Source organism: Gottschalkia acidurici 9a (genome assembly GCF_000299355.1).
Taxonomy (GTDB): domain Bacteria; phylum Bacillota; class Clostridia; order Tissierellales; family Gottschalkiaceae; genus Gottschalkia; species Gottschalkia acidurici.
Map to the genome: position 1 here is coordinate 653,558 of NC_018664.1, position 12,000 is coordinate 665,557.

Genomic DNA, 12,000 nt, shown 5'->3' on the forward strand with positions numbered 1-12,000 from the left:
AGCAGGATACTAATGCTGAAAAAGAAAAAGAACCTAAAAATAAAAAAGAAAAAGAAGAAGCAAAAAAGAAAAAGAAGAAGAAAGAAGAAGAAAATAAAAAGAAAAAAGAGCAGTTATCAAAACTAGGGTTAGCAATAGATTCAATGAAAGAATCATTAAATAGCAAAGACATAAAATTACTTGAGATAAAGAAAGAGATTATAAATGAAAATATAAAAACAATGAGAGAAAAATAAAAAATAAAGTATTTCCTGGGGAATAATATATTTTAGAGTACTATGCTGTACTAATATATTGACAGTAGTATTATTTTCCTCTATAAATTGATATAATATAGTGAAAAAGGTGGGAAATAATATGAACAACGATGCAATGTTAAAGAAATATATATATAACGGAAATGTATATGATACTTCACAAAACGAAGGATTCAACAAAACAGATACTTTATCTATATACGAAGTAATAAGGGTAAAAAATGGTGTTATTTTATTTAAGGAAGAACATTTGAACAGAATGGAAAAAAGTGCGGAAATGCTAGGTTATAAGATGAAAAAGTCGAAAGAAGAAATAACTGAGGAAATAATTAAACTAGTTAATATAAACGAAGCTATAAATAACAATATCAAATTGGTATGTAGTAACCTAGATAGTGAAAATCAAAATTTTCTTACTTACTTTACTAAATCTAGCTATAACATAGAAGACGTTCCTAAAATAGGTGCTAGCACTATCGTATATAGAACTAAAAGAGATAATCCAAACATAAAAATTATAAATGCAAAGCAGAGAGAGGAAATAAACAAATCACTCAAGGAAAATAACGCCTTTGAGGCACTATTAGAAAATGAGGAAGGATATATTACAGAAGGTAGTAGATCGAATATGCTTTTTGTAAAAGGAGATAAAGTCTATACGGCACCAGCTAAAGATGTTTTAATAGGTATAACTAGAAGTAAGATAATGAATATATGTAAAGAATTAAGAATAGATGTCATAGAAAAGAATATTCATATAAGCGAAATAAAAGATTTAGATGGTGTATTTATGTCAACTACGCCAATAGGAGTATTGCCTATAGTAACTATAGATGATATTAAATTTGATTCGATGAACAATAAAACAATAATAAATATAATGAATGGATATGAAAGTTTAGTAGAAGACTATATAAAAAATAATAGGTAATAAAAAATAAGGCTTTACTTATAAAAGTAAAGCCTTATTTTTTATTTGCTTTTTATAATGAAACTATCTATATTATCTTTAACTAGTGCAAGAGATTCTCTCCAGAAATCTATAGAATGAATATCGAAACCTGCAGTTTTACATATATTATATATATTATCCTTCCCAGTATAGCTCAATAAATTATCATATTCTTTTACAAAATCACTTCCCAACTTTAAATACTGACTATATAGTCCTTTAGCAAATAATAATCCAAAAGTGTAGGGAAAATTGTAGAAACTTCTAGAGCTACTATAGTAATGAGATTTAGCTATCCACATATATGGATGTAAATACTTGTCATCAATCCCACAGCCATAAGCTGTCTTTTGAGAATTAATCATAATTTCTTTAAATTCATCTACAGAAAGAGCTGCCTCTTGCCTTCTTTTAAAAACTTCACTTTCAAATAGATATCTGCTATAGATATCTACAACTATTTGTCCTGCATCAGAAACTAAAGATTCAAGAATACATAAAGCTTCCTTATCATTAGCTTCACTTAGAGCAGCATTAATTACTATAGTTTCACAAAAAGTAGAAGCCGTCTCTGCAATGGGCATAGGGTAGCGAGTATTTAATATTGTCTGATCAGATAATAAGGAACCATGATAAGCATGACCTAACTCGTGAGCAAGAGTTGTTACACTACTAAAGCTACCATCAAAATTTGAAAGAATTCTGCTCTCACCTATCGAATGAATACTTGAACAAAAAGCTCCACCACTTTTACCTTCTCTTGGTTCAGCATCAATCCATTTATTTTTAAATGCTTTATAGGCAAAATCAGATAAATTTGTACTAAAAGTTCTAAAATTATCTACTATAAAGTCTTGAGCTTGTTTATAAGTGAACTTTATATCGATATCTCCTATTGGCGCAAATAAATCATAAAAAGGAAGTCCGTTTTTATGACCAAGTATTTCAGCTTTTCTTTTAAAATACTTATGGAAACTAGATAAATCCTCGACTACTGCACTCATCATTGTATCTAGAGTTTCTGCATCCATTCTAGAATTAATTAAAGTTTCCTCCAAAGGAGATGAGAAACCTCTCATACTAGATAAAGTTATTACTTCACCTTTAATTCCATTTAAACATGATGCAGATGAATCCTCAATTCTTTTATAGGACTTAAGCTCCATTTCATAAGCTTTTTTTCGTATATCTTTGTCTTTATCATAAGCCAGATTTCTAACTACAGATAAAGGTAATTGTTCACTGTCGATATCTACTAATAATGTAGACACTAACTTCTCGTAGAGTTTCATCCAAGCTTTTGAACCAGTATTTATCATCTTAGAGATTATTATTTCTTCTCTATCACTTAAAAGATAATTAGATTTAAGTTTAATCTCTTTAAGATAAAATTCATGTTCTTTTAGAAAGTCAGAGCTATTTACTAAAGAATCTAAATTATCTAATAATTTTATCCAAGACTTAAAAGTTACTAAAGGCTTTGTAAATTCAGTATACTTAATTTGTAGTTTTTCGAATGATTTAATAGCTTCTTCATTCCTAGCATTTACACTTATAGATAAGTTAGCGTAAGTTATTAATTTAGTAAATACCTTTAAAAAGTCAATTTTCATCTTTAAAAAATTTTCGATTTTGTCTTTAGCATCCTTATATGAATTTAGATTAGATTTTGTCCAAGAACTTATGTAGCTTAACTTTTCATCACATAAAGAAAGATCATTGTCAAATTCTTTAGAATCGATAGATTTATATAGTTCGTCCATACTCCATCTCATGTCCATAGAATCACTCCTAATATAATATGTGTTTTAATAACTATAACATAAAATAAGTAACATAATCACATAACCATATACTGTTCATATTATATAAAGAAAATATATGGCAGGAGGTGTTTTAGATTGAATGAAAATTGTTATAGTAGCAAATGTCTTAAAATAGGTATGAAAGCACCTGATTTCAAAGCGACTACTACTTTTGGTTCTTTAAGACTATCTAATTTAAGTGGAAAGTGGATAGTTCTATTTTCACACCCAGGAGATTTCACACCAGTTTGTACTACAGAATTTATTTCTTTCTCTAAATATTATCATTGTTTTACAGAAAGAAACGTAGAGTTACTTGGACTAAGTATAGATAGTAATCCTTCCCACCTTGCATGGATTCATAACATATATGAAAATACAGGAGTTAAAATACCATTTCCTATAATAGCAGATAGAGATGGTAAAATATCTAGACTTTATGGGATGATAGCGGAAGATGTTAGTACGACGGAAACAGTTAGAAGTGTATTTATTATAGATGACAAGCAGATTATAAGAGCTATACTAACTTATCCATTAACTAATGGTAGAAATATTACAGAGATACTAAGATTAGTTGATGGTTTACAAACTACGGATAAATACAAAGTAGTTACACCTGCTAATTGGATGCCAGGTGATGATGTACTAGTCCCACCTCCAATGACATATCAGGAATTATTAGAGAGAGAAAATGATCCTAGACTAAATTGTATAGATTGGTACTTATGTTATAAAAGACTACCATAAAGATATAAAAGACTTCTACAATAGAAATAATATTTGTAGAAGTTTTTTAGTAAGAGATGGATAGTTTAAATGAATCAAAATAGGAAAAATCTATATACTTATGTAAGTTGATAAGAATAAAATATTTGAATAAATGTAGATATACATGATATTATGACGCAGAGGGAAACAAACAAGTATTTATGTAGAAAGAACTAATATAATATAGAAATATGAGGGTAAAAAGTATATGGGAATAACAATTCAAAATCTTACAAAAAAGTTCAATCAAGTTTATGGTGTGAAAAACTTAAATGCAAATATTAAAGAAGGAGAGCTAGTATCTATCCTTGGACCGAGTGGATGTGGAAAAAGTACAACATTATTTTTAATAGCTGGTCTTCACACTCCTACTTCAGGAAATATATATTTTGGTGACAAATTAATAAATGATGTTCCTATAGAAAAAAGAGGAATAGGAATGGTATTTCAAAACTATGCATTATATCCGCATATGACCGTAGAAAAAAATATAGGGTTTCCGTTAAAAATGCAAAAGTTAAATAAAAATGATATTAAACATAGAGTGGAAGAGATGTCGAAATTCTTACATATAACGGAACTTCTTAAAAGAAAGCCTTCACAACTTTCTGGAGGACAACAACAAAGAGTAGCTATAGCAAGAGCCTTAATAAAGAAACCTCGAATACTATTATTGGACGAGCCTTTTTCTAATCTTGATGCTCGGCTACGTATACAACTTAAACATGAAATTAAAAGAATACAACAAGAGTTAAATATAACTACATTGTTTGTAACTCATGACCAAGAAGAAGCAATGAGTATATCAGATAGAATACTACTAATGAAAGATGGAGTTCTTCAACAGTTTGATACACCGTCAGACATGTATTTAAAACCTAAAAATGAGTTTGTAGCTAGATTTTTAGGAAATCCAGAAATAAACTTACTAGAAGTTGATGAAATAATAGATAAAGATAAAATAAAAGTTAAAGGTTTTAGTAAAGTCATAAATATAAGAAATTGTTGTGAGGAATCAGAATTAAATAATACAGTAACTAAAATAGGGATAAGACCAGAAGATATATCTATAGTGAAAAGTGATGACTTCGACTTTGAAGGTGAAATTATAAACTATCAGATGTTAGGTAAAGAAGTACATTTAATAATTAAAATAGAGGACATAACAATAACTACTGTCACACCTTGGACTTCAGAAAATATAAAAGGAAAAGTAAAATTAAAAATAAATAAAATTCATGTTTTTTAGTAAGTGTAAATTTAAATAGTAATTTATATTTAGAAAAATTAGAATGAAAAGTTTTTAAAAATATAAAAAATAAAACTCTTTTTCAAATAAAATATAATTTGAGAAGGAGTTTTATTTTTATATACGAAAAAATTCTATTAACATAATAGAAGTCTTAGTAAAAAACTACTGCTTTTTACTTCCTAAATCTATGACTTCTTTTATCTTAGACATAACAAACTCATATCCGTTTTTACCATGAGAAGCTAAGCAATCAGAGCAATCTTTTATATCATTTTTATATTTAAAATTACCACCACATTTATTTCCAAGAGCATATAACGGGCAAAAGCAAAATAGACAATTAAAATGTTCTAAGTCATGAGTTTTATGACAAGGAAAATATTCGCATTTCTTATTTTGAAAAAACTTATAATTTTTATTCATTAGACATCACCTCATAACTAATAATATTTACACTAATAATATATAGTATAAATCTTTGAAGAGCAAATGTATACATGTAGAGCTCTGTTTACTCTTATTTACATAGGGTATATTTTATCCAAGTTAAACTATATAATGATTTATTGTTTTAGAAAATCACAGTTCGTTAAAAAATTGATATTAAAATTAGAATAATAGCATACTAATATAAGAGTTAAAAATAAATGTAAAGAGGTAGGTGAATGTTTCTCATGAGATCAGTTGAATTTGATTATTCTAATTCTTTAATTAAAGAACATGAGATTGTAGCATTAAAACAACAAATAGATATTATACACGATAATATACATAATAAAGTCGGAATAGGTAATGAATATTTAGGATGGGTAGATTATCCCATAAACTATGACAAAAAAGAATTTGAAGATATAAAGAGGGTTTCAGAAAAAATAAAGCAAGATTCTGATATTATGATTGTAATAGGGATAGGAGGATCTTACTTAGGGGCAAGAGCGGTTATAGAATCACTTCAACATTCATTTCATGATTTACTACCAAAAGAAAAAAGTAATAATACTAAAATATTATTTGTAGGAAATAACTTAAGCAGCACTTATATTAGTGAACTTATGGAATCTATAGAAGGAAAGGATATAAGTCTAAATGTTATATCTAAATCTGGAACTACTACAGAACCTGCTATAGCGTTCAGAGTATTAAGAGATTATATGAAAAAAATCTATGGAGATAGAGCTAAAGAGCGAATATATGTTACTACAGATAAAGAGAGTGGAAGTCTTAGACAGTTAGCAATACAAGAAGGATATCAAACATTTACTATACCAGATGATATTGGAGGTAGATATTCTGTACTAACACCTGTAGGGCTTCTCCCTATAGCAGTAGCAGGAGTAGATATAGATAGACTTATGGAAGGTGCATATGATGCTGTAAAGGAATATGAAGAAAAGGACTTACATAAAAATAACTGTTATAAGTATGCAGCTATTAGAAATATTCTTAATAGAAGAGGTAAGGACATAGAGCTATTAGCAACACATGAATTTTCTTTGCACTTTTTTTCTGAATGGTGGAAGCAATTATTTGGTGAAACTGAAGGAAAAGACGGAAGAGGGATATTTCCAGCATCTATATGCTACACAACAGACTTACATTCACTTGGTCAATATATACAGGACGGAAGAAGAAATATATTTGAAACTTTAATAAATATAGAAAAGCCTAAAAAAGAAATATATATGTTTGAAGATAGTGACAATATAGATGAACTAAACTATTTAAGCGGAAAAAGCATAGATTTTATATGTAAAAGAGCAATGGAAGGAACCATAAAAGCCCATGTTTCAGGTGGAGTTCCAAATTTAATTGTAAATGTACCTAAAATTGATGAGTATTACATTGGACAACTAATCTACTTTTTTCAGAAATCATGTGCAGTAAGCGGATACCTATTAGGAATAAATCCATTTAATCAACCAGGGGTAGAAGAGTATAAGAAAAATATGTTTGACTTACTAGAAAGAGAATACATCTAAGCTAGATCAAAAGGGGTGTGAGTTACTAATTGGATAATATAGAAATAAGAAACTATAAGAAAATGGGAGCACACATACGAACTGAGAACAAGCAGAATGGCGTAAGATTTTCAGTATGGGCTCCTAATGCTAGACAAGTAAGCGTGGCTGGAGATTTTAATGATTGGAACGGTCGTAAGCATAAAATGATAAAGGACAAAGATACTGGAATGTGGTCACTATTTATACCAGGATTAAAAGAAGGAGATTTATATAAATATGATATAGAAGATGTAAATGGAAAAAGAGTTTTAAAGTCAGATCCGTATGGATTTCTACATGAAAAAAGACCAAATACAGCTTCTATAGTATACGACTTATTTGAATATCAATGGAATGATGTAGGGTTCAGAAGAGGAAAAAGAGTAAATAAAATGTATGAAGGACCTATAAATATATATGAAGTTCATCTAGGATCATGGAAAAGGAAAAAGGACGGAGAATTCATGACTTATAGGGAATTAGCAGATGAACTTGTAGAATATACACTAGACATGGGATATACGCACATAGAAATCATGCCTATTATAGAGCACCCATACGATGGATCATGGGGCTATCAAGGTGTCGGATACTATTCAGTGACTAGTAGATACGGTGAACCTAGAGATTTTATGTACTTTGTAGATAAGTGTCACCAAGCTGGTATAGGTGTTATATTGGACTGGATACCTGCCCACTTTTGTAAAGACATACATGGACTAGCTAAATTTGATGGAACTTGTTTATATGAATATGGAAATCATATGAAAGCTGAAAACTATCAGTGGGGCACACTGAATTTCGATTTAGGAAGAGATGAGGTTATTAGCTATCTGATATCTAATGCAATATTTTATATAGATGTATTTCATATAGATGGACTAAGGGTAGATGCAGTTAGTAGTATGTTATATTTAGATTTTTGTAAAGAGCACGGTCAATGGATACCAAATAGATATGGTGGAAGAGAAAATTTAGAGGCTATTGAATTTATGCGAAAAATGAATGAAACAATATATGAAAATTATCCTAACACATTTATGATAGCAGAAGAATCCTCAGCATGGCCTTTGGTAAGTAGTCCAACTTATTTAGGAGGGCTAGGATATAACTATAAGTGGAATATGGGATGGATGAACGACATATTAGAGTATATGGAGAAAGAAACCATACATAGAAAATGGCATCATAATTTGATTACCTTTTCTATTATGTACACGTACTCTGAAAACTTCATACTACCATTATCTCATGATGAAGTTGTCCACGGTAAGAAATCACTACTAGATAAAATGCCCGGAGACTATTGGCAGAAATTTGCTAACTTAAGATTACTCTATGGTTATATGATGGGACATCCAGGTAAAAAGTTGTTATTTATGGGTGGAGAATTTGGACAGTTTATAGAGTGGAAATATGATGATGAGCTAGATTGGTTTTTACTAGATTATGATATGCATGAGAAAGTTAAAAACTACACTAGGGATTTAAATGCCCTTTACAAAGAGGAAAGATCGTTATGGGAATTAGACCATAAGCAAGAGGGATTTGAATGGATAGATCCTAATAACAGTGAACAAAGTATAATCACTTTTATGAGAAAAGGTAAGAAAGAAAGAGACTTATTAATTATAGTGTGTAATTTTACTCCTCAGGTATATGAAAAATATAAGATAGGAGTTCCTTTTCTAGGAGAATATCAAGAAGTGTTTAATAGTGATTATGAAAAGTATGGAGGCTCGAACTTTATTAACAAAGAAATATTAGTATCAGATAATGCTAAATGGAATAATCAAAAATATTCCTTAGAAATAAATATACCACCTCTTGGGGTAGCCTATTTCAAACTAGAGAATTTAATTGAAAAGAGTACGGAAAAAAAGGGGTAAGCAACAGTCAAGATAAATATATAAAACTATATAAATATTTTAAGTTTATTGTTTGCTATTTATATAGATGGTCATACAAATGAAATATTATTCAATAGGTGAGTTTTCAAAATTAACTGTAAAGGCAGTATAGACTTTAAGAAGTTTGGATAATGATGGACAATTAAAGCTACATCATATATCTAAAGGTAGTTTTAGATGATATTCCAAAGAACAACTTAATCATTTTGGGGGAATTAAAAGAGAAAGACAACTAAATAAAAAGATAATAGGGTATTGTAGAGTCAGCTTTCACGAACAAAAAGATGATTTGGAACGTTAAATTGAAAATGTTAAAACATATATGATATCTAATTCAGAAGTTGAAGAGATAGTAATTCTATATAAAGATAGATAATTAAGATTTGACTTTGAAATCATAGAAAATCTATGTAATGAGTATGATACTACTATTGAAATTATAGATAATACTGAAAAGATAGAAGAACAGAATTAGTTTAGGATTTAGTTCAAACTGTTACACTCTTTAGTAAGTTAGAAGGTAAGAAAGTAAATAAAGCAAAGAAAATGATTAAGGAGCTATTAGAGGATGATACTGGCGAAGAAAGTTAGAATTATACCTAATACAGAAGAAGAACAACAACTTTGGAAATCTGTTGGAACTGCAAGATTTATATATAACTGGACACTTAAAAGACAAGAAGAGAACTATGAAAATGGTGATAAATTTATAAGTGATGGAGATTTAAGAAAAGAAATCACTTTAATGAAGCAAACAGAAGAATATAAATGGCTTAAAGGAGTGTCTAACAATATAGCAAAACAGGCAGTAAAAGATGCTTGTAATGCTTATAAAAGATTCTTTAAAGGATTAGCAGATAAGCCAAGATTTAAAAGCAAAAGAAGAAGCAAGCCATCATTTTATAATGACAATGAAAAACTAAAAGTTAAATATAAACAGATTCTTATAGAAAAAGTAGGTTGGATTAAAACATCAGAACAAATACCAATGGATGTTAAGTATACTAATCCAAGAGTAAGTTTTGATGGGAAGTACTGGTATATATCTGTAGGAATTGAGAAAAAATATCCCAAAATAGAATTGACTGGTGAAAGCATAGGTATAGATGTTGGAATTAAAGATCTTGCCATATGCTCTAATGGAATGGTTTTTAAAAATATTAATAAAACAAGGTTAGTAAAGAAATTAGAAAAAAGATTACGTAGGTTGCAACGTAAAGTATCAAGAAAGTATGAATTAAATAAAGAAGGGAGGAAGTTCGTCAAAACAAGCAACATTATAAAACTTGAAAAGCAAATTAGATTACTTCATAGAAAGTTATCTAATATTAGAAACAACCACTTACACCAGGCAACTACTAAGATAGTGAAAACCAAGCCATCAAGAGTAGTAATGGAAACACTTAATATAAAAGGAATGATGAAGAATAAACATTTATCAAAAGCTATAGCCAAACAAGGGTTGTATGAGTTTAAAAGACAACTTCAATATAAATGTGAATACTATGGGATTGAATTTATTGAAGCTGATAAATGGTATCCATCATCAAAGACATGTAGTGAGTGTGGTCATTTGAAAGCTAAATTATCACTATCAGAAAGAACCTATATCTGTGAAGAATGTAAAACTATAATAGATAGAGATTTAAATGCATCAATTAATTTAAGCAGATATTCAGCATAACTACTAAAACAGTTATGTTTGAGGTGTAGGAAACGTTGTATCCGAAGTTAAGCCCTCGGAGTGTTATATCAAACGAAAGTAGTAGGTTCTTAGAACTATAAAATCGGACATAATGAACAGGGAATTAAACAAGCTTTATAGAGTTTTATAAGGTTTTGGCAACGGGATATTTAATGGAAACTAAAAAGAAAGAGTGCATAGCAATGATACTGGCAGGGGGACAAGGAAGTAGGCTAGGAACTCTAACTAAGAACTTAGCTAAACCAGCAGTACCATTTGGCGGTAAATATAGAATAATAGACTTTACACTTAGTAACTGCAGTAATTCAGGAATTGATACAGTTGGAATCTTAACACAGTATCAGCCACTTATACTAAATAGTCATATAGGGATAGGTAGACCATGGGACTTAGATAGACGTAAAGAAGGTGTTACACTATTACCACCATATGTAGACGGTAAAGGTGGGGAGTGGTACAAGGGAACAGCGAATGCTATATATCAAAATATATATTATATAGATCAGATAAAACCTGAATATGTGATTGTATTATCTGGAGATCATATATACAAAATGAATTATTCAGAAATGATAAATTATCATAAGGAAAGTAATGCAGATGCTACTATAAGTGTAATAGAGGTTCCTTTAGACGAAGCAAGTAGGTTCGGAATTATGAATACCGATAACAACGATAAAATATATGAATTTGAAGAAAAACCTAAAGAGCCTAAAAATAATTTAGCATCTATGGGAATATACATATTCAACTGGGATGTACTAAGGCAGTATCTAATAGAAGATGAAAATAACAGCAATTCAAGTCATGACTTTGGAAAAGATATAATACCTAAGATGGTTAGTGACGGAAAAGAAATCTATGCATATAGGTTCAAAGGATATTGGAAAGATGTCGGAACTATAGAAAGCTTCTGGGAAGCTAATATGGACTTACTATCTGAGATGCCTGAGTTGAGCTTATATGAAAGTAATTGGAAAATATACTCTGAGAACACAAACTACCCCCCAAGTCATATAGCCGTAGAGAGCGAAGTGAATAGTTCACTGATAAATGAAGGATGTTCAGTTTCAGGTAAAGTAAAAAACTCTATTCTTTTTCAGGGAGTTAGTATTGGAAGAAACTCTGTGATAAAGGATTCTTTAATATTTCCGAATGTAGAAATAGGTGATAACGTGACTATAGAGAAAGCTATAATAGGAGAAAATAGTAAAATTTATGATGGAAAGAAAATTGGACAAAAATACAATGACTATAAAGAGACTAGCTATGAAATATCACAAAGTGGAATATTAGTAATAGGAGAAAATAGTATCATATAGTGAGTCTAAATTGAGGGGGAAAAAGT

General features: G+C 29.5%; 9 protein-coding genes and 1 pseudogene. 8 read left to right on the plus strand and 2 right to left on the minus strand.

All coding sequences use genetic code 11. The annotated features are described in order from the left end of the window. The first annotated feature begins 357 nt into the window (after nucleotides 1-357). Nucleotides 358-1,188 carry an aminotransferase class IV gene (locus CURI_RS02970; protein ID WP_051003957.1) on the plus strand — a complete coding sequence of 277 codons (831 nt, stop codon included), beginning with the start codon at nucleotides 358-360 and terminating at the stop codon, nucleotides 1,186-1,188. A 41-nt stretch (nucleotides 1,189-1,229) separates the two neighbouring features. Here CURI_RS02970 and CURI_RS02975 read toward each other — a convergent pair whose 3' ends face one another. After that, nucleotides 1,230-2,990 (minus strand): M3 family oligoendopeptidase, encoded by a 1,761-nt coding sequence (locus tag CURI_RS02975; RefSeq protein WP_014966801.1) that lies wholly within the window; start codon nucleotides 2,988-2,990, stop codon nucleotides 1,230-1,232. A gap of 120 nt (nucleotides 2,991-3,110) precedes the next feature. Here CURI_RS02975 and CURI_RS02980 point away from each other — a divergent pair, with 120 nt between their 5' ends. Continuing rightward, complete coding sequence (locus CURI_RS02980) at nucleotides 3,111-3,764, plus strand: peroxiredoxin (protein ID WP_014966802.1); 654 nt, start codon at nucleotides 3,111-3,113, stop codon at nucleotides 3,762-3,764. A gap of 229 nt (nucleotides 3,765-3,993) precedes the next feature. Further along, complete coding sequence (locus CURI_RS02985) at nucleotides 3,994-5,034, plus strand: ABC transporter ATP-binding protein (RefSeq protein ID WP_014966803.1); 1,041 nt, start codon at nucleotides 3,994-3,996, stop codon at nucleotides 5,032-5,034. A 165-nt stretch (nucleotides 5,035-5,199) separates the two neighbouring features. On the opposite strand, the gene CURI_RS02990 is transcribed toward CURI_RS02985, so the two are convergent. Next, entirely contained in the window at nucleotides 5,200-5,460 is a 261-nt protein-coding gene (locus CURI_RS02990; protein ID WP_014966804.1) for a cysteine-rich small domain-containing protein, read from the minus strand. Between the two features lie 251 nt (nucleotides 5,461-5,711). On the opposite strand from CURI_RS02990, the gene CURI_RS02995 reads away from it, so the two are divergent. The 5 genes and pseudogenes from CURI_RS02995 (at nucleotide 5,712) to CURI_RS03010 (ending at nucleotide 11,974) form a co-directional block, all read left to right on the plus strand. After that, complete coding sequence (locus tag CURI_RS02995) at nucleotides 5,712-7,016, plus strand: glucose-6-phosphate isomerase (protein WP_014966805.1); 1,305 nt, start codon at nucleotides 5,712-5,714, stop codon at nucleotides 7,014-7,016. 29 nt (nucleotides 7,017-7,045) lie between these two features. Further along, complete coding sequence (glgB, locus tag CURI_RS03000; RefSeq protein WP_014966806.1) at nucleotides 7,046-8,926, plus strand: 1,4-alpha-glucan branching protein GlgB; 1,881 nt, start codon at nucleotides 7,046-7,048, stop codon at nucleotides 8,924-8,926. A gap of 79 nt (nucleotides 8,927-9,005) precedes the next feature. Continuing rightward, a pseudogene (locus CURI_RS15225) lies at nucleotides 9,006-9,538 on the plus strand (IS607 family transposase). Then, nucleotides 9,516-10,631, plus strand: a complete 1,116-nt coding sequence (locus tag CURI_RS03005) for an RNA-guided endonuclease InsQ/TnpB family protein (RefSeq protein ID WP_014966807.1) — start codon at nucleotides 9,516-9,518, stop codon at nucleotides 10,629-10,631. Before CURI_RS15225 ends, CURI_RS03005 begins: the two are co-directional and overlap by 23 nt. Before the next feature lie 173 nt (nucleotides 10,632-10,804). Then, the gene (locus CURI_RS03010) at nucleotides 10,805-11,974 is read left to right on the plus strand and encodes a glucose-1-phosphate adenylyltransferase (RefSeq protein WP_014966808.1); all 1,170 of its coding nucleotides are present in this window, start codon (nucleotides 10,805-10,807) and stop codon (nucleotides 11,972-11,974) included. Nucleotides 11,975-12,000: the final 26 nt, after the last annotated feature.